21 protein-coding genes are annotated in these 24,074 nt (G+C 46.3%); 1 reads left to right on the top strand and 20 read right to left on the bottom strand.

Annotated elements, in window-relative coordinates:
* The first annotated feature begins 118 nt into the window (after positions 1-118).
* Positions 119-1,522 (top strand): PAS domain-containing protein, encoded by a 1,404-nt coding sequence (locus B4F66_RS10110; protein ID WP_292355703.1) that lies wholly within the window; start codon positions 119-121, stop codon positions 1,520-1,522.
* Positions 1,523-1,575: 53 nt separating this feature from the next.
* Here the strand turns inward: B4F66_RS10110 and B4F66_RS10105 are convergent, their stop codons facing one another.
* The 20 genes from B4F66_RS10105 to B4F66_RS10010 all read right to left on the bottom strand — a co-directional run bounded on the left by B4F66_RS10105 (position 1,576) and on the right by B4F66_RS10010 (position 24,070).
* Complete coding sequence (locus B4F66_RS10105) at positions 1,576-2,358, bottom strand: TorF family putative porin (RefSeq protein WP_292355701.1); 783 nt, start codon at positions 2,356-2,358, stop codon at positions 1,576-1,578.
* A gap of 101 nt (positions 2,359-2,459) precedes the next feature.
* The gene (locus tag B4F66_RS10100; RefSeq protein WP_292355699.1) at positions 2,460-3,503 is read right to left on the bottom strand and encodes a heme-dependent oxidative N-demethylase family protein; all 1,044 of its coding nucleotides are present in this window, start codon (positions 3,501-3,503) and stop codon (positions 2,460-2,462) included.
* Positions 3,504-3,512: 9 nt separating this feature from the next.
* Positions 3,513-4,466: a PDR/VanB family oxidoreductase gene (locus tag B4F66_RS10095; protein WP_292355697.1), complete on the bottom strand. Its 954-nt coding sequence runs from the start codon at positions 4,464-4,466 to the stop codon at positions 3,513-3,515.
* Positions 4,463-5,065 (bottom strand): dimethylamine monooxygenase subunit DmmA family protein, encoded by a 603-nt coding sequence (locus B4F66_RS10090; protein WP_292355695.1) that lies wholly within the window; start codon positions 5,063-5,065, stop codon positions 4,463-4,465. Before B4F66_RS10090 ends, B4F66_RS10095 begins: the two co-directional genes overlap by 4 nt.
* Before the next feature lie 64 nt (positions 5,066-5,129).
* On the bottom strand, positions 5,130-6,245 hold the full coding sequence (locus B4F66_RS10085) for an aminomethyl transferase family protein (RefSeq protein ID WP_292355694.1): 1,116 nt from the start codon (positions 6,243-6,245) through the stop codon (positions 5,130-5,132).
* A gap of 154 nt (positions 6,246-6,399) precedes the next feature.
* The gene (gene ribH / locus B4F66_RS10080) at positions 6,400-6,894 is read right to left on the bottom strand and encodes a 6,7-dimethyl-8-ribityllumazine synthase (RefSeq protein ID WP_292355693.1); all 495 of its coding nucleotides are present in this window, start codon (positions 6,892-6,894) and stop codon (positions 6,400-6,402) included.
* A gap of 159 nt (positions 6,895-7,053) precedes the next feature.
* Positions 7,054-8,013, bottom strand: coding sequence for an electron transfer flavoprotein subunit alpha/FixB family protein (locus B4F66_RS10075; RefSeq protein ID WP_292355692.1), 960 nt, complete (start codon positions 8,011-8,013; stop codon positions 7,054-7,056).
* Between the two features lie 2 nt (positions 8,014-8,015).
* A complete protein-coding gene (locus tag B4F66_RS10070) occupies positions 8,016-8,810 on the bottom strand; it encodes an electron transfer flavoprotein subunit beta/FixA family protein (RefSeq protein ID WP_292355691.1) in 795 nt (264 codons plus the stop codon).
* 47 nt (positions 8,811-8,857) lie between these two features.
* A complete protein-coding gene (locus tag B4F66_RS10065; RefSeq protein ID WP_292355689.1) occupies positions 8,858-10,252 on the bottom strand; it encodes a hypothetical protein in 1,395 nt (464 codons plus the stop codon).
* Positions 10,230-12,365, bottom strand: coding sequence for a heterodisulfide reductase-related iron-sulfur binding cluster (locus B4F66_RS10060; protein WP_292355687.1), 2,136 nt, complete (start codon positions 12,363-12,365; stop codon positions 10,230-10,232). Before B4F66_RS10060 ends, B4F66_RS10065 begins: the two co-directional genes overlap by 23 nt.
* A gap of 90 nt (positions 12,366-12,455) precedes the next feature.
* On the bottom strand, positions 12,456-14,708 hold the full coding sequence (locus B4F66_RS10055; protein WP_292355685.1) for an oxidoreductase: 2,253 nt from the start codon (positions 14,706-14,708) through the stop codon (positions 12,456-12,458).
* A 177-nt stretch (positions 14,709-14,885) separates the two neighbouring features.
* Positions 14,886-16,598, bottom strand: coding sequence for an APC family permease (locus tag B4F66_RS10050; protein ID WP_292355682.1), 1,713 nt, complete (start codon positions 16,596-16,598; stop codon positions 14,886-14,888).
* Positions 16,599-16,924: 326 nt separating this feature from the next.
* On the bottom strand, positions 16,925-17,230 hold the full coding sequence (locus B4F66_RS10045; protein ID WP_292355680.1) for a hypothetical protein: 306 nt from the start codon (positions 17,228-17,230) through the stop codon (positions 16,925-16,927).
* The gene (locus B4F66_RS10040) at positions 17,227-18,276 is read right to left on the bottom strand and encodes a DMT family transporter (RefSeq protein WP_292355678.1); all 1,050 of its coding nucleotides are present in this window, start codon (positions 18,274-18,276) and stop codon (positions 17,227-17,229) included. Before B4F66_RS10040 ends, B4F66_RS10045 begins: the two co-directional genes overlap by 4 nt.
* 9 nt (positions 18,277-18,285) lie before the next feature.
* Positions 18,286-19,470, bottom strand: coding sequence for a bifunctional 3,4-dihydroxy-2-butanone-4-phosphate synthase/GTP cyclohydrolase II (gene ribBA, locus B4F66_RS10035; RefSeq protein ID WP_292355676.1), 1,185 nt, complete (start codon positions 19,468-19,470; stop codon positions 18,286-18,288).
* Positions 19,467-20,270, bottom strand: coding sequence for a GTP cyclohydrolase FolE2 (gene folE2, locus B4F66_RS10030; RefSeq protein WP_292355674.1), 804 nt, complete (start codon positions 20,268-20,270; stop codon positions 19,467-19,469). The genes ribBA and folE2 overlap by 4 nt, the downstream gene beginning before the upstream one ends.
* 336 nt (positions 20,271-20,606) lie before the next feature.
* Positions 20,607-22,064, bottom strand: a complete 1,458-nt coding sequence (locus B4F66_RS10025) for an APC family permease (protein ID WP_292355672.1) — start codon at positions 22,062-22,064, stop codon at positions 20,607-20,609.
* 507 nt (positions 22,065-22,571) lie between these two features.
* Positions 22,572-22,856: a hypothetical protein gene (locus tag B4F66_RS10020; RefSeq protein WP_292355670.1), complete on the bottom strand. Its 285-nt coding sequence runs from the start codon at positions 22,854-22,856 to the stop codon at positions 22,572-22,574.
* Entirely contained in the window at positions 22,853-23,518 is a 666-nt protein-coding gene (locus B4F66_RS10015; protein ID WP_292355668.1) for a hypothetical protein, read from the bottom strand. Before B4F66_RS10015 ends, B4F66_RS10020 begins: the two co-directional genes overlap by 4 nt.
* Before the next feature lie 123 nt (positions 23,519-23,641).
* Positions 23,642-24,070 carry a universal stress protein gene (locus tag B4F66_RS10010; RefSeq protein ID WP_292355666.1) on the bottom strand — a complete coding sequence of 143 codons (429 nt, stop codon included), beginning with the start codon at positions 24,068-24,070 and terminating at the stop codon, positions 23,642-23,644.
* Positions 24,071-24,074 lie beyond the last annotated feature (4 nt).

The raw sequence follows: 24,074 nt of genomic DNA, 5'->3' as shown, positions 1-24,074 counted from the left end.
AGCAACGTAATCAGCTTGGAAAAAACAGCTCTTTGGCGTATGCTTTTAAAAATATATTTCAGGTCAAATTTCTTCAAAACCGGGCTTCCCGATAAAGCTGTTCTCAAGGGTCAGAACAATGGGTCTCATTATATTTACCATGATCATGTTAAGCATGATCACAGCCATCGTATTTGGTACATGGTGGGACAGCACAGCCCCATTCAAAATACATTTTGCGGTGGCGGCAGCCATATTTGCAGCATTATTTTCTGCTGTACTTACCATTGCTTTTTATCCTCGTAGCCAACGGAAACTGATGCTGGCTGGCAATCAGCCATCAGACAAGAATCTCGGTTGGGCAAATGATGTTGCAAAACGGCTATCAACACCCTCTGCCGTTATTGATGGTTTTAATATCATTTTTGCCAATAATGCCTTCCTACGTGAGCTGGGAATGAATGGTATGCGCGAACTGGTCACTAATATGCCACTGACCAATATGGTGCACCCCAGTAATCATGCTGCGTTGACTAATTTCATGCGACATATGAAAACCAACCATGAACCACATCAGACACTTACGCTACGTATGCTATATGTCGATGGCACGACCATACCCGTACATATATCACTTTCACCACTCAACTCCGAGGGTCAATCAAACCTTAATTTGCTCCAATTTTCTTCCATCACACAAGCGCAAAATGATTCAGAATTAAAATCAGAAAAATTCAATTTCCCAAGCCTCTTAAATAATATCAGACAAATCATTTTTATAAACAATGTCGATCAGGATATTATATATGCAAATACGGCCTGGGAAATATTGACTGACTTTAGTGTTTCAGAATCAATAAACAAACCTTTTTTAAGCTTTATACACCCTGAAGATATTTTACTTGTTGAATCAAGAATGAATTCACTTATTCAGGGAAAACGTCAATATTTTCAAATCGAATGTCGTGTCATTACCAAAAACGGTTCATATCGATGGGTCGAAATCCGTGCTTCCCGCAGTTCCAATTTTAAAGGTGAACGTTCCAGTGTCATTGGCACGTTGACCGATATCACTCAGCTCAAGCAACTTGAAGCAGCGCAGAAACATAATCGTCACTCACCCGTAGATATGATTATGACTAATATTCCCAGCATGGTTTACCGTTGTAAAAATGATCGTGACTGGACATTTGAATTTGTCAGCGATAGTTGCCTTGAAGTCACTGAATATCAGCCTTACGAGCTGATAAACTCAAACAATGTCACCTATATGCAGCTGATTCATTCCGAAGATCGACCTCGTTGTTGGGAACATGTACAGGAACAAATAGCCAAACAGCGAAAATTCCAGATGATCTATCGTATCTGTACTCGCACCAACAAAACCCGTTGGGTGATGGAACAAGGTGAAGGTATCTTTTCTGCCAGTGGTGAATTGCTAGCCCTGGAAGGTGTTGTTATCGATCTGAGTAACGATACTTCCTCTCAACTTGAGTTTGGACTACGTGAAATGCTTGAAAACAGACCCGATTTAATAAAATAACAGCCCCCCTTAATTAAGGGGAGCTGTGACTGTGATACATTTAGTAAGCTAAATCAGAAACTGCGTGAGATATATCCGATAAATTGGTCGTCACCACGATCGCCCCACCAGTCTTCATCAGCGTTGGTATCGGTATAGTTCACACCTACAGTCCAACCTTCAGAACCAGCAATCGTTAGGTCTTTACTCAGACCAATCTGGTAGTCTGTGTAATCATATTCACTGTAATTTTCGACATCCAGACGACCAACGTGCGCTGACAAATTGAAGCCCATTGGCAAACCGTAAGCGAAATTCAATTCATAGTACCCTGTGCCTTTGGAATCACCATTTGCGTCAGCACCCATAGTATTGTTATTGACACCGCCCCAATCTGTCAGCGTACGACTATATTTAGCAGTAAACCATTTCCAAGTCCCAGCCACATAGGCTTCTGTGGTATCAAAATCTTCATCACTACCACCGGCCAAGCCTGGTACTTTCTCACGATCAGGGTAGTAGAACTGCAATATACCCACATCGACACTAAAGTCATCGGTAAACTGATGGTAATAACCACCATAAAAGTCTACTTCAAGACTGTTACCCACATTAAGATCTTCTTCCAGACTGGAAGCCCATACGCCCGCATACCAGCCACTGGTATGAGCATAGTCAAAGCCACCCTGCAGAGCCACGTCTTCATCACTAAAATCAATACCACGGAAATTGTATTGACTGAACAGACCGACATTGGCACTGACACTATGTGGCGAGGTTGTTTCGGCAAATACTGATGCGCTCGTCATTAAGCTCATCCCGGCCAACCCTGATACCACCATATTTCTCATTTTCATTTTTGTTTCCTTCTGGGTTTTTAAAGGTAATGCGAACCGCTGGCCGGCATTAGCCAGCGGCCAGTGCTATGGACGAAAGCCCATATTCTTTGAAAGGAAATTTATTCCGGCTGGGTACCCAATCCCAGTTCGGCTCCGTCTTCTAATGGTTCCAAATAATCGATAACGGTTTGTCGATAAAGATCCAGGCCCTTATATTCGGAGAGATCAGGATGCAGATTAGTCAGCACCCGACGTAGCCGTTTTGCCCATTTTGGATAAGTGATCAATTCATCGAGGCTGATAAGATAACCACGCACACTGAAGGCAATCGCATTACTACGTGGCAGACGGAATAGCGCCTGCAATTCAACACGAAGGTGCACTTTCTCTCCGACATTTTCCGGAGTAACAGAAGCGTTATCCGGTCCCCATAATGGAAACTCTTCAGGAGAAGTATCAAGACGTGGATTCACTGTCATGGTCCAGTTAAGTCGGCGCACCGGACTGCCATATTGCAGATGCAGCAAATATTTCAATGCCCGGTCAAAAATGCCGATTTCATTCGCTTGTGGAACCGGGCCATGCCACTCTTTGAAAGACATTCCGGCATCAAAAGCGATTGACCAGTCGGCCTGACTGGTGACCATACCCATATCAGCAAACAAGTCGTCGTCGCGATGATCCATGATGATCCAGTCACCCTGTACCTGACGGCTGATGTATTCAAACGGCTCCATTGGCAATGTACTGGTATCACCAAAAGTAAAGGTCTGATCAATTTCCAGTGGTTTGTTAATCCAATGCCATTGATTGCCGTTTTTGGTCAGTTCAAACCATTGGGGATAATCTGTCGACAATGAATCCATGATCAGTTCGACCATGTCCCATTGAGCGTCCATCATGTGTGGCAATGCAATATAACGCGTAGGATCGCGTTCAAGAGTCAGACGTCGATCCTCACATTCGGCGATGTAATGCTCATCAATATCGATGGCATATTCAAAAACCGATCCCGGGTTGGTAGATACATGCTGCTCGATATTGACGCTGTACATGTATTCATCTTCGGCAAACGGAAATGGAAAACGCCGTATTGCCTCAGGTGAATTACGGAAAGTGTAATCGTCACGGAAAGTTTCTTTTTTAAAGGCTGGAGTATTCATAAGACGTCCTCAGATATTGAGTAATAATTTCTGACAGCGGGCCCTGGAGACGCAGGGCATGATTTTGTTGCCAGACGCTTTCTCGGCATCAGACAGATAATGATCGTTATGCATCAGTGCACCATCGCACTCCAGAACTTCGACTTCACAGCGCCCACATGCACCGCCACGGCAGAGAAAATCAGGTTCCAGACCAGCCTCTTCCATTGCTTCGAGCATGCTCATATCGCCAGGGACTTCAATTTCCATATTGGACTTGACGAGTTGCACTCGAAACGAATCACCGATAGGTGGTGCCAGGAACTGCTCGCTATGAACATGCGTTTTTGGCCAGCCTAAATCTTTGGCTGTCAGTAATAATGCATTGACCATCGGCTCTGGACCACACACATAAATATGGGTACCAAGAGGTTGGTTGGATAGAAGGTCATGGAAATTAATTCGCTGTCCTTCACTTTCAATATGCAGATGCAATCGATCACCACACATTTGTTGTAGTTGTTCTACAAAAGCACCATGCTCAGCTGAACGGAAGGCGTAATGCATTTCATACTCATCACCGAGTCGGTTTAAATCGGCGATTTGCGACATAAATGGCGTAATTCCGATACCGCCGGCAACCAGAATGTGTTTTTTTCCTAACTTGGAAAGACTGAACAGATTGACGGGATAGGTTATCTGCAACTTGGCTCCTACTTCGACGCCGTCATGCATGAATACCGAACCACCACGCGAATTTTCCTGTCGACGCACTGAAATATGATAACTATCAGTATTTTCCGGAGATCCCATCAGTGAATAAGGATTACGATGGATTCGACCATTGATGTTCATCGACACTACTACATGACTGCCACCGGAAAACCTCGGTAACGGCTGGCCATTTTCTTGAACCAGCGTGAAATGTTTCACCATATCGGTGACCTGTTCGACATCGGCCACTTTTACGTTCAGGATACTCATGGATAAACCTCTTCAATCTGTGGAATGTTGCCAGGCTCCTCTGCATCCACCATCACCCCCATGTACGCACCAAGACGCCGGGAAAAATGGTCACGGACAAACAGATGTCGACCACAATTGCTACATGGGAAGACATTGTGATGAACATCACGGGTAATGGTTTTGCAATGAACACAATACACCGGCCTTGCCAATGTGCCGCACAACTCTTTCTGCACATCAACATCCTGAACACCAGCAGCACGGGTTTTCTGCAAAACTTGCCACATAAAAGCTTCGCTGCCTGCCACATAAAAGTGGGTTCCCATCGTGCAGTCTTTCAGTCGTTGTTCCAGATTTGCCAGCAAGCTTTCTTCTGAATCACAAATATCAAGCTCCTCCAGTACGATTTGCTGCAGGATGTCTGAATAATTTTTTTTGGCCGTTGGTAAATCTGCATAAAGCACCTGAATAGGCTCTTTGGGGTACATCTGCTGAAATAATTTAAGAACAGCAATACCACCCTCGCCCCCGGCTACCACCAGATGTGCAACCGCAGGGGTTTGCCATACCAGTGAGTCGTACAGTGGTTTGCTTCTTATCCAGTAACCTCTTTGCATAATGATTTCCTCATTAAATCTGGCTAAGCGCGACCAGATTCCTGGCTGGCGCTGTGCAGACTATTTACTTTTGTTGTTCCGGATGAGTACGCAGGCGCATCGGATCATAGAAAGGCATTTTGGCAACATAGGCTTTGACCGGTTGTTTGCCTTCCACCATCACTTGAGTCCCTATCGCGAGATGATCAGGATGCAAATGCACCAGCGCCAGAGATTGCATCAGGTAATTGCTGTAACTGGAACTGGTCACCACCCCAATATCTTTACCGTCATGGGTAATACGAGAACCAGGCTCAACAGCCTCGGCGGTCATACAGGTAATACCGGCCTGCTTGAAGCGTTCTTTGCCTTTAGAGGCCAATACAGCTGCTTTGCCGATATAATCGCCAGGTTTATCCAGATCGACACCCCAGCCCATATTGACTTCCCAGGGGGTGGTATCGCCCTCAGGCATCTCATAGGGGAAAAACAGCAGACCTGCTTCTACACGGGTAAGATCAAGCGAATCCCAGGAGGCGGCAATCACACCAAATGGTTTGCCTTTTTCCAGAATCATGTCCCAGATATGAATGGCATCATCGGCACTGCAGTAGACTTCATAACCACGCTCGCCAGAATAGCCGCCACGGGCAATTTTGATAGCACAGCCAAACAGTTTCGCGTCAACATGACGGAAATAAGGCAGCGTTTCCAAATCAAAGTCCAGATGAGGATTCAGCACTTCCAAGGATTTTGGTCCCTGCAATGACAGGATATGTACATCCAAGTCCGCTGCGATCTGAACATTTTTACCCTGAGAGAGCTTCTCCAGCTGCTGTGGGGTGGCACCGCTGCCATGTGACAGGCGGAATTGATTCGGCGCATCGCAAATTACCATAATGTCATCACATAACGCACCAGTCTCATCCACTTCAGCTGCCAGCCTTGAGGTACCTGGTTCCATTTTGGTGACATCAATAGTGACCAGTTGGTCCACTACTGCCGTTGCATCAGGACCGCTCACATTCAGAATATTCAAAGCAGATACGTCATACAGACCTGCCCGAGTACGAACAGCAATCACCTCTTCATCAGCATCCGATTTATAGCTCCACGGAATCGGCATATTGTTCCAGGTGTCCCCATTCAATAACGAACCGAGTTCCTTATGACGTACGTTCAGGATTGAATTTCTAAGCATTGCGATCTCCACATTCATTAAAATTTATGGCATAGACAAACCATAGCCCAGCAAGCAATGCTCGAAAATTCCCAAGATGGCGTACTCCCAATGGAGTAAATAGCCATACTCGAATTGAATCAGTTGAGGTCTTCTACAAGATCAAGAATATTTATTAAGCCGATATAGATTTTGGGAGTTGCTGTAACCGTTGCAGGGTTTGAATCATTTCCAGCACAACCTGGGCTGACTCTTTGCCTTTGACACGAGCTCGGGTACTCGCCTGTTCTTCGTTTTCGGTCGTCAGAATGGCATTGGCAATAGGGACACGGTAATGCTGCTGTATTTCCGTAATGGCCCGAGCTGATTCATTGCAAACCACCTCAAAATGATAGGTTTCACCGCGTATCACACAGCCTAACGCTATCAGACCATCAAATTTTCCGCTCTCCGACAGTTCTGATAAAACCAATGATATTTCTAGTGCGCCTGGTACGGTAAACAGCACAATATCGTTGCTGGCTACCGCCGCTCGATTAAGTTCATCGATACAGCCGCTGACCAAGGCGCTGCCAATGGCCGGATTAAAGCGGGACTGAACGATACCGATCCGTAGACCTTTGCCATTCAAACCAGCTTTCGTTGCTGACACTTTTAGATCATCTGTCATACCGATTTTCCTTCATATAGGTCGCGAAACCAACGGGGATGTCTGCCAAGGCAGACACTGCCAGTAACCCCGCCAGCCCACGAATTTAGGAGGGTCAATTGTTATTCCATCACTAATTGTTGAATGTTCTGAGAGAACAACAATCCCTATAAATCCAGCCTATTCAAAATGGCTGCGCAACTCTTCTTCGATTTCGAAAATATCGCCGACAATGCCGTATTTGGCGATAGTAAAAATCGAAGCGCCTGGATCACTGTTTACAGCAACAATAGTCGGCACATGTTTCATGCCCGCCATATGCTGAATCGAACCGGAAATGCCCATCGCTACATACAGTTTGCAGGATCCAACCACCTTGCCTGACTGACCGACCTGACGGGATTTTGGTAACCAACCGGAATCGGCAATAGGTCTTGAGCAACACAAAGTGGCATCTGCCATCTCAGCCAGCTCACGGAACTGTTCAACATTAGCTTCTTCGGCAATACCCCGGCCTATCGACATAATGAAATCGACCGTGGTGATATCAATATCATCTGCCCCACCGGCCTCAACAAATTCCAGGTTAGTACTGCGTGATTCGATATTGGTCATATCTTCTGACGATACCGATGGAGAAGCTTTTTCCTCAGTCGGTTTGAAGACGCTTGGACGAATGGTCAACAGCACACATTGCTTGCCTGGAAAATCCAGCTCTACATTGACCTTCTGGTCATAGCCGGATCGTGTCGCCACCAGTTCATCGCCATCATATTGCAGTCCATATACATCGGTAGCAAAGCCATAATTACCCTTGCGTGCCAGAGTGGCTGCGTAGCCTAGAGAATCGACACTATGAGGGAGCAGAACCACTTCGGGATCCAGCTTTTCCATCAGCGAAGTGATTGCAGCTTCAAAGATATCCGGATCAAACTCGACAGTGGCCGTTTTTACCGTGATGATTTCATCTACACCGGCCACTGACAGATCGGCAACATAATTTTCAGCCTGTTCGCCAATCACAGCTACCACAACCTTGTCATCAGCCTGTCTTAGTTCCTGTGCCGCAGCAATAACTTCCAGTGAGATAGGTCGCAGTTCGCCACGACGGTGTTCAGCAATTAGTAAGAATGTTTTCATGGTTATTCCCCTTTGAACTCACGAATAATTTCAGCCAGTTTTGCTGCCTGTTCAGCAGGTGTACCTTCAATCATTGAGGCCATCCCTTTTTCAGGAATATACATGCGCCGTACACGTGATAAAGCAGCATCAACACCAACATCACTCTCACTCAAACCCAAATCACTCAGGCTGATTTCATCTACAGGTTTGGCAGCTGCCTGCTTGATGCCACGTAATGAGGCGTAACGCGGGGTATTGATACCAAGCTGGATGGTGAGCACTGATGGGCAGTCAATTTCCACTTCCTGTGAAAGTCCGCCTTCCAGTTCCCGGGTGATTTTGGCTTTATTACTGCCAGGCTGATATTCAAGTCCTGCAACCACTGCCGCATGTGGCCAATTAAGGCTGGCTGCCAGTGAAATACCGGTTGAACCAGCGGCTTCATCTGATGACTGCACACCAGCAAATACCATATCCGGTTTTTCTTTTTCGACGACAGCGGACAGGATGCGACCAATCGTGACAGAATCAGAACCTTCCATTGCATCATCCCAGACTCGAATAGCGCGATCAGCACCTTTAGCCAAGCATTTTCTCAGGACGTCATCGACCCTTTCCGGTCCGACCGATACCACCACCACTTCAACTTCGGTGTCAGATGATTCTTTGATAACCATCGCTTCTTCAAGTGAAAAATCATCCCACTCGTTGAGGTCGTAAAGCAGAAAATCCTCATCGACATCAAGTTGATCATCACGAATTTCGAAGTCTTCATCTAATGCAGCGACTTCTTTAACTGCAACCAGTATTTTCATCAGATTTATCTCCTAGTTGACTGTATAAAACAGCATTTCTAATGCAGCTAAGGCTGCAAATATTTTTGTGTAAACCATTTGAACACCATAAAACGGACGGATAGATCAGGATCGTCATGCAGGCTCCAGCGGTCGTGATCATTCAGTGAAGGGTTGGATACCAGCATTAACCGATGCAAGTAATACGGGTCTTCCAGCAGAGGCAGCAGAGTGTCTCGCTCGGCCTTTGGATTAATAATTACGCCACGACGTATATCAGTCTGTTGAGAACCCGACAGTCTTATCAAAATGGCTTGCGGGGTATTAGCGTTGCTGGCCACTCCGCTCAGCACGTCGACATCATCTTCAGCAGACAGCATGCCGAGCACATCTGCAGGGGTGTTCTTTTGATACGCCACACCGGCTCTGACCCAGACGCTGTTATCTACAGAAAGCCGTCTGAGAATATCGATGGATGTCAGTGGGTTTCGCGTTACTGCACGACGAACTTCATCATTCTGGTCCTGGGCCAGTTTATTAAGCAGCATTTCATCTAATTGGGGATGACGGGCTACTCTCTGTCTAACCCAGTGATCTTCATCATTAGCCAGCTGCTGCAAATTTTCATCTGTCAGGTCAGTTCGACTCGCCAAAGCCCGACGCACAATATTGGTACTGTTATGGATCATCTGGTTAGCGAGCTCTTTGCTCAGAGATGGATTACCTGCCAGAGTACGAAGCACGCTGACGTCATCATGTTGCGCCAGAATGGCTAATTTTTCCGGGGATAACCGGGGATTTGCCGCCAGATGTCTTAGAATGTTTATGTCTGTTTCATTAAATGCCAAATCCAGCAAAAACTGTGGACATCGGATATGAGTCACCACAGCGGATCGGATAAAACAGTTACCTCGCTGATAGAGCTTTTCCAGTAATTCAGGGGGTGTTTCAGCATGGACAGCCAGTTCGTTATCAAACATATCTGGATAACGTTGTTCAAGGCGATTCAATGTATTTGCATCGGTATTTGGATGCGCAGCAATGGATTTGAGAATTGGAATGTCATCCTCGCTCATAGCCAGACTGTTCAGTAATGTCGATGAGCTGTGTGCATGCTGAGTCAGCAGGCTGATCAACTGCCGATCATGACCACCTTTTTTATAGATAGTGTTCAATGTGCCGGCACGACTGGATGGATTTTTATCCAATCTTAACCGGATTGTTTCATCCTCGATTTCCGCCAGCATTTGCAGCACTGCTGCAGGTGTATGCTCCCAGCGAGCCAACAGCAGTGTGTTGCGACGCTCCTTACAAAGTATGTCGCTCAACTGCTGTTTATGCTCACCCTCAGCCAGTTCATACACTGCTGCTGCACTATGCAGATCGCCACTGCTTATCGCACAGTTAATCAGTGCATCGGCAGTCTCCGGCAGGCAGATATCAGGCGGAAACAACATCGGCATCGATGACCTCAACTTCATCAAACTCGACACATTCATTGACCAGCTCAATTAACTCTTTCACGACGAATTTGCCTTCATATCCAGCGGTTTTGAGTGCATCTTCAAACATGGTCAGATCTTTCGGGCATGACACGATAAAGACATCAAGCTCTTCAATTTCTGCTGCCTCACGCATCCGGTTCTCAGACGGTTTTTCAATACCGACCGGATCCGGAATCCAGATACGACCACCACCGGCACCACAGCAGAAGGAGTTGTCACGATTACGATCCATTTCGATCAGTTCACATCCCAGCAACTTGATCAGTTCACGAGGTGCGTCATAGCCTTTGTTATAGCGTCCAAGATGACATGGGTCATGGAATGTCACGCGGTAATCTAGTTTTTTGTTGAGCTTGAGTTTGCCCTGTTCAAATAACTGCTTGAGCAAGGTGGTGTAATGCTGAATTTCAAATTCACCACCGAAATCCGGATATTCATTACGAATGGTGTTGAATGAGTGAGGGTCGGTGGTTACAATCGAATTGAAATCACATTTTTCCAGGGTGCTAATGTTGGCATTCGCCAGGAACTCGTAGAGCCCTTCCTCACCGACTCGACGCACATCATTACCGGCATTCATTTCTGCTTCGTAAAGCAAGCCGAAATCAACGCCTGCCTGTTTCATCAACTTGGCAAAAGAGCGGGTCACTACCTGGTTTCGGGGATCAAAAGAAGCGTAGTCGCCGACAAACCACATCACATCAACCGGTTCTTTACGTGCATCTTTAATGGTGAACGGTAATTCTTTGGTCCAACGTGGACGTTTACGTTTCGATTCATTCATCGAGTTGCCGTTTTTATGGATTGACTGCATGGTTTTCTGCAGAATCGGTTCCATATTGCCTTCATCTACCAGCTTGCGACGCATCTGCACAATGATAGGAACATGCTCGATCGCTACCGGACAAATCTCCACACAGGCCATACAAGTTCGACATGACCAAAGTGTTTCCATGAATACCTGACCGACATCCTTGCCATGAACATCCAGCTCGGCCTGTTCTGGCAGCTCCTTGGATTGCAATGATTTATTGGCAAATTCACGTAATGACAGGATCACATCACGCGGTGATAACGGTGCACCTACAGCAGTTGCCGGACAAGCTTCATGGCAACGGCCACATTTGGTACAGGAATCGAGATGCAGCAACTGTTTCCAGGTAAGGTCAGTAATGGTTTTGATACCAATATCTTCCTGATCTTCCGGCACACTCGGCAACCGCTTACCCGCCATCGGATCACGGAACATCAAAGACGCAGATGCAGTGAAGATATGTTTCACTTTGGTGTATGGAATCAGTGCGACAAAGGCCAAAGCCAACACACCATGGAACCACCACAGTCCAGTGCGGAAATTGCCTGCTGCTTCTGCCCCCATGCCCAGGCCAGCCATTACATGTGCCATCAGTGCCCCGATGGGTGACCACCAGCGATAATCCCAGACAGTCGCGGTATCACTTAACCAGACCAGACGTGCGGCTTCCAGTAAAAAGCCTGTGAAGCCAATCAGGATAAGCGCCCATAAAAAAGCCCAGTCTTCGCGGCGGTAACCACTGCGATCATAATCGGGGTCGCCGGGCTCACGATCCGGGCGAGCATAGTCAAGTTTGGGCAGCTTTAACCATTTTCTGCGGTACATCATATAAAGCAGTCCCCCAATCAGGCCGACACCAGCCAAATCCAGAACCAAGGAGAACCACAGATAAAAATCGCCATACCAGAACGTGATACCAAACAGGGGTTCCAGAATGTCGTATTCGAGGGTAATCGTGGCTGTGCCGATAAACAGCAGCACAAAGCCAAAAAATATCAATGCATGGGCACGACCAGCTGACTTATCACGCCGTTTAAGGGTGCGATGCGTAGCCATGGTCTTGCACATGTCTTTAAAGCGTGCAAAAAACTCACCCCAAGAAGCATCAGGCTTGCCGCGACGATACTTGCGGATCTGCACATAAACACCGTAAAGAAATATACCGATAGCGGTATAGCCAATTACGTAGAAAAGATAAATTGACCAGTTTGAAAAGCCTTCAAACAGAATTCGAGTAATTTCATGTGCTTCATTCATGACACACCTACTTTCCTGGGAAATTCATAATGATTGAGCGAACGGTAGGTGTGCTGTCACAATTGACAGCACACAACCGGTTCCTGCTATTTAGATCTTGTACTCGATCTCATGGTTACCACCCGGCATATGCGGTGTGCCCCAGGCAATCGTTTCGCGTTTGTATGGCAGCGGGAATTGAGGATTTTCAGACTCAATCTCACGTGCCACACGATGACCGGTAAAGGTGGCATCGGCGATATAACGAGGCGCTTCAGCATCACCAATCAGGTACACGCCTTTGATATCGTTCTCAGCCCATTCACTTTCACGAGCCTTGAGTTCCTGATAAAGCTTGTTATCAGATTTACGACCTGTGACCAGTACCAGAGAATCAAACTCCAGCCAGCGATGCGTTTTGTTCTCGTCACGTGGCAACTTGCCAGGGCCACGGTAGCTGCGACGTGAGCCATCACCCCACATGTTGTAAATTTCCAGACGTCCGGTTTCAATGCGGCTACAGAAATGATTGCCAATTTCTTCGATATTCAATTCGTGCAAACGACGCATCATATTTGGATATTCCAGGGTGAATTCCATATATTTCGCCAGGTGGACACCCGTAACGATGGTGACTTCATGACCGTCATTAACCAGTTTTTCAGCCAGACTTGGCGCCATGAAATAACTGTCGGCATTGAGAATAACGACCCGCTTACCGATTTTCTTTTCACCTGATATGACTTGTTCAGGTGTTAATTGATCCGGTAATGACGCATCAGCCCCGGGAATGGCATCATGAGTCAGACAGTTATCCCCATTGGTATGCCATTTGGCACCGGTAGCGATAATGACTTTTTCTGCACCATATTCCAGTACATCATCGGCAGTGAGCGCTTTTTGCCCCAGCGCCAACACACTGTTTTTGTTTTTCTTGACCAGTTTCTGCAACTGGGTTTCACGGTAATCACGGTGATATCCCCATTCACCCAGGCCTGGTAAAGATGCAATCTGGTTCAAATGTCCACCGACTTTTTCAGCGGTATCGTAAACGTGAACCACATAGCCTTGCTCCATCAGTACACGCGCAGCCTCAGCACCTGAAGGTCCTGCACCAACAACCAATACTGAATCAGAGGAAGTGGCTTTCTTGAATTTTTCCGGATGCCAACCGCGGCGATACTCTTCACCCGCTGTCGCATTCTGCGTACAGATCATTGGCGGGCCACCAATTTCCCAACGGGAAATACAGACATTACAACCAATACATACTCGAATATCGTCGTAACGCCCTTCTTCGATTTTCTTCGGTAAGAACGGATCTGAAATAGATGGACGTGCCGCACCAATAATATCGGCATACCCTTTGGTGACGATTTCAGTCATTTTTTCCGGATCGGTAAAACGGCCTACGCCGAGTACTGGTTTTTTGGAAACTTCTTTAACAAACTTGGTCCACGGAACCTGATGACCTTGCTGATAGAAGCGTGATGGACCGGCATCTTCGCCCCACTCCGCAATATCACCGACATCCACATCCCATAAATCAACCAGAGGATCAGCCATCTGAATGAACTTCATACCATCTTCTTCAACTTCAATCTGGCCCGGTCCATAAAGGGTATCGACGGCAAATCGAGTCGCAATGGCACAATCACTACCAACGGCATTACGTACTTTTTCTAATGTTTCCAGCCAAAAACGTGCCCGATTTTCCAGTGAACCACCATATTGGTCAGTTCTTTTATTGTAATAAGGATTTAAAAATTGCAGTGGCAGGTAAGAGTGCGCGCCGTAAACATAAATAATGTCAAAACCGGCATCACGTGAGCGGTAAGCTGCATCAACGTAGTATTGCTGGACCCGTTGGATATCGCTCAGATCCATCTCTTTACAATAACTAAGAGTTTCAAATTCTGAAGCAATCTGACTTGGGCCCATCGGGGTTGCCCGACTTTCCAGACAAGGCGCATGAGCACCGCCGTACCAAAGTTCCACACCGGCTAACGCACCAAATTTATGGACTTCATCGGTCATGGCTTTTAGATTACGTACGTCGCCTTCATCCCAGATACGGGCAGACAACCGCATGGTGTCGTCAGATTCAGGGTGGATCGAGCAATATTCAGTATTCATCGCCGCCCAGCCACCCTCAGCTTTCAATGAGCGATGGGCTGCCTGGAAGCCTGGTTTATCTGAACCGGCACCAATACAATGTGGTACCTGATAAAAACGATTTCGAAGGGTTTTGGGACCGATTTGAATCGGTTCAAATAATATATCGTGCTTAGGATCGCGTGCCATATTCTGTTCTCCATTATTGTGAGTTCGGGCAAGCTTATTTTCAGCCTTGCCAAAGACCACAACAATTCTCCTGATGTGTTACCACCTAGGAAGTACGTGAGGCTTGAGCGAAGTGATTACTCTGTCGGAGATAGTATATGGGCTGTCAGATATGACTTAATGAGCACAAGTTTCGCCATGCGTTGAAATTGATTCGAATACATGAATTTTGAAAGAAAAAATGCTGGGGGGGTGAGGCTACAGATCAGCCACCAGCAAACTGCTGTAAAAGACAATAAGAATGCCCGTCAGCACGACCAGATAAGGCAGAATACCGGCACGGCAAATAATATCGCCGCCATTTTCATCCAGTGACATGTCTTCACGCATGGCTTTGGGAAATACGCCTTTGTCCACAAGGTAATGACGCCAGATAAAAATCGGAATCACCAGCAATGCCAGCAGAATGCCACTCATCAATGTTCCTTTTCCCCAGACATTCGCCCCCATGCCCATCAGCACCATATTTAGGTAGGACAATAGCGTGCCAATAGCAATCAGCACTGTTGGCGCACGGTATGGTCGTTCCCAATTTGGTCGATCCAGTCGATGGATCCAACCAGCGTTGAGATTGAGAAAATTAAAAATGATATATCCCACATTGGAAGCAGCCAGCAGGAATACATAATCAGACATGCTAAGCAGCACCAGATTGACAATCAGGTTGGTCCACATTGCTGCAGTCGGCGCTCCCTGTTCATTTACCTTGGATAGATAACCGGGCAACATACCGTCAATAGATCCCTGATAAAGAGTGCGTGATGAACCGGCCATAGTGGTCATCACTGACAACAGCAATGCCAGCACCAGCATCACCACAAACACATTGGCAAACATACTATCCCCACCCAGAATACCGGCCAGCACATTCGCCACCCCCATACCACTGTAGATTTCTGCCGATAACATTCCATCATAAACTGCCGGCGCCACAACCTGACCGGCACTATTGAGCGTTTCCCGCTCTACAAGCTGTCCAAGTCCCAGGTGACCCTGAAATGCCAGTGGTACCAGTGAAAACACTGCAATACACAATAAACCTGAAAAGAAAATGGCCTTGAAAGTATCGCTTTTGGGATTTTTGAATTCCCGCGTATAACAAACCGCCGTTTCAAATCCATAAGTTGACCAGGCTGCGATAAACAGCCCTCCGGCCATCAGTTTCCAGCCTTCAAGGTTCCATTCACCGTCGATCACCTGACCGATTGAATCATAGGCCAGAGGTGTCAGAGGGGTAATATTGGATAACGGTAAATCCCCGGTAATAAGTGGCACCAGGCCGACTAGTATTAATGGCAACAAACCGGTCAAACCAAAGATCATGGTGGCACGTGCCGATCGAAGTATGCCGCCATTCTGGATAGCAAACACCACCAGCATCAGGGCACTACCGATGATAAATGTCGCGTTGATTCGCAAACTCAAACCATCTTTCAGGTAGGACAGATCGACCAGCGTAATTTGCCAGCTATTGATGACAGCATCTGGTGCAAACAGAGCGGAGAGAATATATCCTGCTGCCAGCCCAGAGCCGATAGCAAGTACCGGCCCCCAGGCGATCCAGTTGCACCATACTGATATTGGCGCAACAATCTTTATATATCGGATCCAGGCTACTGCACCATAAACTGATGCACCGCCTGTTTTATGTGGAAATAATCCGGCGATTTCGGCATAGGTAAAGGCTTGCAGAAAACCAAAACTGATAGAAATGATCCATATCAGCCAGGCTGGCTGGCCAACTGTTGCTGCTACCGCCCCCATGGAAAACAGCACAAGTGCCGGTACGCCACTCGCTACCCAGAAGGCCCCGGTCCAATTGATTCTACGGTGCAACGTTGATGGATCTGCCCTATTTTCTGCCAGCAAATCGACGGCTGCCACATTGGCAGGTACTGAAGGCTCACTCACCCGTTTTCCCCTGTAGTTACAGCTCTTTGGCTGTAATTTTTTAGTTGTTATTGTTTACATTATCACGCATCAAGGATGGTCAACTGACTATCCTGAAAATACAATTAACAAAAGCTCGAAGCTGGGTATCTGACAATATGATTGCTAATGACATGTTATGGCAACACGCCTTTAGACGTACTTCCAAGGAGGTAGATGAATAGCTGACGTGAGTTATAGAGACTTAATACGTTTTGACAAAGATCCTTGCACACACTAAAGCCACAAGGCTAAGCCCAAATATAATTACAAAAGCCAGCACATCGGCGTAAGGATATCCCCAGAATTCAGTCATTGGTTGTTACTCCATCTAATAGACCGGTATCCATCATGCGTTGTCGACCAAAGTCAGACAAAGCAAACTCAAACAATAAACGATCCTTCGCAATCGCTTCACCATCATCAAGCCGATACCCGATACGGTTAATGAGCCCGGCTGAGGCCAGCTCATCCAAAGCAATACTAAAATGATTAATCCAGTAATGGCCCTGCAGCTCATATTCAACCATTGCCCGTTGAATCAGTTCAAAATCCCACAAACTCGGGGACTGATTTAGCGTGATCAGCAGAAAACCCTTTTGTGGTGGTTTCATGATTTCACCTCACGAAGAGTAGAAATGTTCTCAGCCGGTTCACGATACATAACAAAGCTGCCGGTTACGGTCAGAATCAGGCCCAACACGAAATACCATTCGGGTAGTTCCAGCGTGAATGCCATAACAAACAAGACAGCAAACACCCCGTATAAATTACCGATAGCCTCACCCCGGCCCACACCAATCAGTGAAAAACTCTTATAAAATGAGGTATAACAATATGCATGAGCAATCGAAGCCAACACCATCCAGATCATCACCATAGGGCTGGTCAGCATATCTACCAGTAATGTAATAATGGGTAAATCTGTCAGCAGGTAGATCATTGGCAATACCAGAATGCCCCAAAACAGAATTTCAAAGCTGAAGCGACATTGAATACCAACATCAGGATCAGTAACGTCCATTGCACGCGACGCTACCGCCCCCTCAGCCCCCCAACCAATTGCTGACATGATGCCACCCACATACCCAAGCCAGGCATAGTTTTCGCTTATATCAATTTCCCCAAACAATCCTGGACCATAAATGACCATACCGCCCATGATAATAATTGCCATGCCAAGTGCAGCACGGCCGGAGATTTTTTCGTGATACCAGAGTCGCGCAATTATTGCTCCGACAACGGGATAAAATAGCGAGGTAATCGCTGCAAACACAGGGCCGACATAGCCCATCGCCATATATGAACCGAAAATGGCCATCGGACCACCACACAAAGAAGCGAGTGCATACCATTTAGAGATTCGTCTGAAACGCACAATAGTGCGTCCATAATCACGTAACTTGCCCAGCATACCGTTCCAGATAACTAGAAACAGTAATACTACAACAGCGTGGATCCAGGTCATCACAGCCGTGGCAGCCAGACGCATGCCATGATCTCCGCTATGAATACTGACAAAGGGTTCTTCATACCACATTGCTGTACCGGGTACATACCAGGCACCCCACAGCACAGCGGTCCATAAAGCCCAGGTAAAACCCCAACGCTGACTGCGTTGGAAATGATTGTGCAGTGCTTTATCCAACGATAATGACATTAAATTTCCCTACAACGCCTGTATCAGTTCTGCAAGAGCAGCATCCATCCCCTTTTCCGACTTTTCAGGTAATACATAGTCTTCCACTACCAGACCAAACCCCGTCATATTGTGGATTTTGCGTGGGCGTGTCATCAGACGCATACGTCTGATTCCGAGATCCAGCAGAATTTGAGCACCGATGCCATAATCCTTCAACTCAATACTGGCGACAGGCAAAGAATCCGGACTGCTGATTTGCCTGAGAATGTCCTGTTCGGACTCATCACGTCGTAACAACACAATCACACCGGCCCCCTCGCTGGCGATTTTCTGCATTGCAGCATGAATACTCCAGCTATGGGAGTGTTGCTTGGCATCAAGTAATTCAATGACTGATAACGGTTCATGAACTCTGACTAACGTGCTGGCAGATTTTGTTGGATCTCCATACAGCATGACCAGATGCGTTTTATCCGTTGTAATATCCCGGTAACCGATCAACTCAAAATCACCAAACACCGTATTGATCAGACGACTGCTTTTGCGTTCAATCAATGTTTCTGTCTGATGCCGATAGGCAATCAGATCAGCGATGGTGCCGATTTTCAGGCCATGCTCACGGGCAAATCCCTGCAGATCAGGCAATCTCGCCATGCTACCGTCCTCATTCATGATCTCGCAGATCACTGCGGCCGGGGTTCTATCAGCCATTGCTGCAATATCGCAACCGGCTTCAGTATGGCCTGCCCGTGCCAGCACACCGCCAGGTTGTGCCATTAACGGAAAAATATGCCCTGGCCGAACAATATCGGTTGGAGTGGCATTCGCTGCCACTGCAGCCTGAACAGTTCGAGCACGGTCTGCAGCAGAAATACCAGTGGTCACGCCTTCTGCGGCTTCAATGGATACCGTAAAGTTGGTGCTTAACTGCGCTCGATTATGTTTGACCATCAAGGGCAGTTCCAACTGACGACAACGTGCTTCGGTCAATGTCAGACAAATCAGTCCCCGGGCATAACGGGCCATGAAGTTGATATGTTCTGCTGTGACGGCATCGGCTGCTATCACGATATCCCCCTCATTTTCCCGATCCTCATCATCAATCAGAATAACCATTCTGCCCTGGCGTATTTCATCAATGATTTCTTCTACCGGAGAGATTACTGTCGATTCAGAAAGCGGAAAACTGGGTGGCTGTAATGGATAGTTCATAGCGATCCCCTGCTTTTCTGCAACATGGCATAAGCCGAATGGTTATGTATCGACTCGAAGTTTTCACATTCAATGATGTAATCGACAATGGCTTCACAGCTATTTAACGAGGCAGCCACATCACGCACCAGATCTTCGACAAATTTTGGATTATCGTATGCATATTCGGTGACGAACTTTTCATCTGGGCGTTTGAGCAAGCCGTAAAGCTCACTGGAAGCCTGTTTTTCAATCTTCTCAATCAGAGATTTTAGACTGATAATCTGTCCCAATTCCGCAGTCACGGTAATCATTGAACGCTGATTGTGAGCACCATATTCGGAGATTTTTTTCGAGCAGGGACATAGACTGGTTACTGGAATCGCTACTTTGAGTTTAAGACTGAGCGTTTCCTGCATATTGGCAATCAGCGTGATATCGTAATCCATCATACTGCTGACGCCGGAAACCGGTGCCTGCTTACGAATAAAAAAAGGAAACTGCATTTCCAGGTGACCGCTATCTGCTTCAAGCTGAGTCAGCATGGTTTTCATAAAATCGCCAATACTGTCAGTTGACATAACCAAATCGGGCGTTTCCAGCAGTTCGATGAAGCGAGACATATGCGTGCCTTTGACATCATGCGGTAACTTCACATACATATTGAAGTCAGCTACCACACGAATAGGCGCTTCATCAGCATCACTCTGAAAAAATATGGGATAACGCAGAGATTTTATACCAACTCTATCGATGATTAGGCAGCGTTTATCTGGCGTATTCTGAACATCTTCCAGTTGAATATGCAGGGGTAGGTTCATCGATCTATCCTTCTGTTTTTAGATTGCTGGTTAATCACCTGCTGTATCCCTCAAAAAAAAGGTGGATCAGCCTTTGATAACAAAAAACTGCTAATTTCGTTATCTGGCCTGATCCACCCAACGCCTCAACGAGAGAACGGATCGAGGAAATTAAATGAAGCTGAATTTAAGCTGTAACTCAGCAACGATTACATTATTACGTCGAGCAAGGGCACTAACAATTCCAAAGAAGGATTACTCCCAAGTAGTTAGAAAATCACTGTAAATTTGTGATCAAAATTACACTTCATTAGAACTGCAAAGTTCCCATTTTTACTATATGACCCGACGATTTTATTAATCTCCCGCTGCAGCATTTACAACGATCTCTGGCTGCGAGCGTGCTTCATATTGCGTGTAAAGCCAGATAGGCAGGTACATTCCCAGAACAATAAAACCAACCCATGTAGAAAACCAACCCACTTCAAGACTGTTCAGATACACCACACCGATCAGGCAAAGCGGAATATTGAACAAACCGAATAGCAGAGCAACGTTCTTCCAACCTTTTGGCGCTTTGAATGGTCTGTCCAGATTGGCAAAGTTAGGATTATTTTTAGCTTTGACATAAGCAAACAGGCTGATGCCATTTGCACAGGTATAACCAATAGCTGAAGCAGCTAAAATGGCCGCCGGTGTACCCATCGAAATCAATATCAGGTTAAAAAGACCGATAACCACCATTGCCACAACGGGTGTTCCTCGTGAATTCAATTTGCCAAATACTCTCGGTAAATTTCCTTCACTCGCCATTGAGTGCATAGCTCTGGCAGAGCCAAGATAGGCTGTTTGAATAATCAGAATCATTGCAGCAATCAGCATAATAATGGCAATCATTGCACCCGCCTTACCAAAGGCAGCTTCAGCAACTGGAATCATTGGTGACAAGGGTTCAGCAAGAACACCATCAACGCCTAAAACGCCGATAACAGCCGCCTGGACCAGTACAAAGGAAAATAAGCAGATTGCCCCACAGACAAACAATGCCTTGGGAACGTCCGTGCCTGGTTTTTTATATTCAGGACCGTAAATCGCTGCGGTTTCCCATGCACAGGCACTCCATTGGGCAATCGCAAACAAACCGAATAAAATCAATATATGGTGCATATCCCAGGACCAATCTGCAGGCAACCAGCTGTTTGTGATATTACTGATTTCCACTGCCCCGGTAGCAAAAGGGGTAACAGTCATTACCACCAGTGGTATCAACGAAATGGCTGCCAGGATGTAACCTAAAATCGCACTGTCTTTAAGACCAAAGCTGTTGATGATAAGCAGTACACTAAAAATCACACCTCCTGATATCAAAGAGAGCTGATATTCGGTAAACATCGTTCCCAGCACCGGAAATAGTCCATGCAGATAACTACCGACAAGTATGGCAAAAATCGCCAGTACTGGATTCCATGCAAACCAGTAACTCCAGGCACTGAAACCACCGATAAGCTTTCCTTTGTCATAGTTTCCATCGTAATTCTGGGTTTTGAATACATTTTGGGCAAAACCAGGTAAACCCGAGGCTTTAGGAAAGGTAGTGGCTAATTCAGCATAGGCAAGATTTTGCATAAAGCCCTGCAGTACCGATAAACCCCAGATAAGGATTGCTGCAGAGGCGACCCAGAGGGGAAAGTAACCCAATGAAGGTAAAATCAGTAACGGTACGCCGGACGCAATAGCCAGCCCCTGCTTCCAGTCTATGGAGCGTTCAAGGTCATTGGAATGCTCTCCCGTGACGGAGGCACTTGTAGTGCTCATGTTATTTTCTCTCATAAGAATCATCTCCAGCTTATTAAGCGTGTAATTTCTTGTAGTTATTATTTTGATAAGTAATTTAAAAAAAACATTTAACATGTTGAATACAGGTTCATTTCAAACCCGCTTTGAACTTAGCTTAATAATGATGGATTGATAATTCTCCTCAATAAGTACTCCTTTAGGTGTACCTGTCAGCCGATATGCAATGCAAACTATTGAGAAAAATGTCCAGCTATCTAGGGCCTGTTGATCTTTCATAGCCGCCTCTGTTGTGACTGAAAAAGCACCAATCAAGGCGCAAGGAGAGCAGTTTAGTCATTCTAAATAAACGACGAGCAACGAAGAGTGGTGCTTTTTCAGCCTCAACCCGTAGGGCTGGGGCTATTTTTCCGCCCTACGGCGTTGAAAATGACTTATGTAGAACAACTACATCGCATCATTTTCGCCTTGTAGGACGAAAAAATAGCCTCCATCAGTGGTGGCTCTGAAAGATCAACAGACCCTAGTCTATTTCTGCTTTGCCATAGTCCAGTGCAACCGCGCCCACATATACGCATCCATGATAGATATGGCATAAATAAAAACCCCACCGGCAAACTTGCCAACCAGCGAAATATCCGGCGCAGCCAGATTGAAAGTAATGACCCCCAGAACCATCATAAAAAACACCATCATCAGACCTCTTATAGGTGCATGATTCAGTACCTGACCTACCCCGGGCAATAAAATAGCGACGAGCAGTACGAGGTATGGATGAACGGGACGGAATGGTTTTCGCAAAGTCTCGCTCATGCGTTTTTGCCTCCAGTTAAATGCTGTTGTAAACGCTGTAGCTGACGCGTCAATGCTGCTATCTGATCAGAATCGATCGGTTCGTCATCAAATTGCACCGATCGCAAAAGTAAATAATTACCCCTGTCAGCCTGACGAATCAGATATGTCAGTCGAACTGCATCGGGGGTTATAAGAAGTTCTTTGACTTTTTGATCGGCAAATATCGTCCTGACATCAGCGTCAATTGCCTGTAGTTCTGGCGTCACCCCCCGGCTCATATAACGGGCATGTTCCGGCCAGCCAGACAATGGCTTAATCGGTTGAGACCATTGCCATGACGGACTGTAAAACTCGGTATTCTGTGGTCGTACCAGAATATCGAGACTGCCGTTTATGGCAGGAGTGTTAGGCAGTTGAATATGCAACCACATCACCGGAATCTTACGGGCAGTAAGGTTATCCACCTCAACCCTTAAACTCAGCGGTGTCTGATTAAAAACACCTTTTAATGAGGCATAACCGGCAGTATTAAAGTGAGTTTCACTTACATTCATGACCTTTGCGAAACCATTAAGCAAATTCGCACGCGATTGAATCACCTGTCGATGATGTTGTTTATATAGCCACCACAGGGAAAAACTAAACACAATGACCAGCATAAAAACACCTAGATCAGACATAATGTCCTCCCCACCCCAGTACAAAAAATAATTGACTGAACATTGAGAAATCCTCTGCAAAACAGTAAAAAATCGTGAAAAAAGACCCCGCAGTCAGCTTTTCACTCACTGCGGGGTCAACGATTAACGCACCACCGTTACCGGGCAATGCGCCTTACTGATAACCTGCTCGGCAATAGAACCAAGCAGTACCTTAGAGACACCGGTGCGGCCCACAGACCCGGTTATCACATGGTCATAATGATTTACATCAGCAAAATGGATAATTGCTGCTGCCACATTATGTCCCTGTACCGTGGTGCAGGACACCGATCCGAGCCCCTTCTGTTGGGCCTTATCAAAAGCTTGCTGCAACTCCCTCTGTATCTGCTCATCAGCTGCTCTGAGCATAGTAGAGTCCCAGAAGTAGGTTTTAGTAACATCTTCTCCAGTCGGCCTGATCACATGAATAAATGTCAGTTCAGCCTTCGCCAGAAGTGCCATTTCAACGGCAAACTCAACGGCTTTTTCAGCACTGTGAGAACCATCTGTTGCACATAGTATTTTTTTCATTTCC

The organism is Methylophaga sp. UBA3603, from assembly GCF_002375335.1.
Lineage (GTDB): Bacteria > Pseudomonadota > Gammaproteobacteria > Nitrosococcales > Methylophagaceae > Methylophaga.
This window is presented reverse-complemented; position numbering and strand designations above follow the sequence as displayed.

Excerpts from the sequence above, each read along its gene's own strand:
- ribH (WP_292355693.1), bottom strand. The coding sequence starts at position 6,894 with ATGACAGATGATCTAAAAGTGTCAGCAACGAAAGCTGGTTTGAATGGC.
- B4F66_RS10090 (WP_292355695.1), bottom strand. The coding sequence starts at position 5,065 with ATGCAAAGAGGTTACTGGATAAGAAGCAAACCACTGTACGACTCACTG.
- folE2 (WP_292355674.1), bottom strand. The coding sequence starts at position 20,270 with ATGAACCTACCCCTGCATATTCAACTGGAAGATGTTCAGAATACGCCA.
- B4F66_RS10100 (WP_292355699.1), bottom strand. The coding sequence starts at position 3,503 with ATGAATACTCCAGCCTTTAAAAAAGAAACTTTCCGTGACGATTACACT.
- B4F66_RS10065 (WP_292355689.1), bottom strand. The coding sequence starts at position 10,252 with ATGCCGATGTTGTTTCCGCCTGATATCTGCCTGCCGGAGACTGCCGAT.
- ribBA (WP_292355676.1), bottom strand. The coding sequence starts at position 19,470 with ATGAACTATCCATTACAGCCACCCAGTTTTCCGCTTTCTGAATCGACA.
- B4F66_RS10095 (WP_292355697.1), bottom strand. The coding sequence starts at position 4,466 with ATGAGTATCCTGAACGTAAAAGTGGCCGATGTCGAACAGGTCACCGAT.
- B4F66_RS10110 (WP_292355703.1), top strand. The coding sequence starts at position 119 with ATGGGTCTCATTATATTTACCATGATCATGTTAAGCATGATCACAGCC.
- B4F66_RS10060 (WP_292355687.1), bottom strand. The coding sequence starts at position 12,365 with ATGAATGAAGCACATGAAATTACTCGAATTCTGTTTGAAGGCTTTTCA.
- B4F66_RS10045 (WP_292355680.1), bottom strand. The coding sequence starts at position 17,230 with ATGAAACCACCACAAAAGGGTTTTCTGCTGATCACGCTAAATCAGTCC.
- B4F66_RS10010 (WP_292355666.1), bottom strand. The coding sequence starts at position 24,070 with ATGAAAAAAATACTATGTGCAACAGATGGTTCTCACAGTGCTGAAAAA.
- B4F66_RS10075 (WP_292355692.1), bottom strand. The coding sequence starts at position 8,013 with ATGAAAACATTCTTACTAATTGCTGAACACCGTCGTGGCGAACTGCGA.
- B4F66_RS10040 (WP_292355678.1), bottom strand. The coding sequence starts at position 18,276 with ATGTCATTATCGTTGGATAAAGCACTGCACAATCATTTCCAACGCAGT.
- B4F66_RS10020 (WP_292355670.1), bottom strand. The coding sequence starts at position 22,856 with ATGAGCGAGACTTTGCGAAAACCATTCCGTCCCGTTCATCCATACCTC.
- B4F66_RS10105 (WP_292355701.1), bottom strand. The coding sequence starts at position 2,358 with ATGAAAATGAGAAATATGGTGGTATCAGGGTTGGCCGGGATGAGCTTA.
- B4F66_RS10025 (WP_292355672.1), bottom strand. The coding sequence starts at position 22,064 with ATGAGCACTACAAGTGCCTCCGTCACGGGAGAGCATTCCAATGACCTT.
- B4F66_RS10085 (WP_292355694.1), bottom strand. The coding sequence starts at position 6,245 with ATGCTTAGAAATTCAATCCTGAACGTACGTCATAAGGAACTCGGTTCG.
- B4F66_RS10015 (WP_292355668.1), bottom strand. The coding sequence starts at position 23,518 with ATGTCTGATCTAGGTGTTTTTATGCTGGTCATTGTGTTTAGTTTTTCC.
- B4F66_RS10070 (WP_292355691.1), bottom strand. The coding sequence starts at position 8,810 with ATGAAAATACTGGTTGCAGTTAAAGAAGTCGCTGCATTAGATGAAGAC.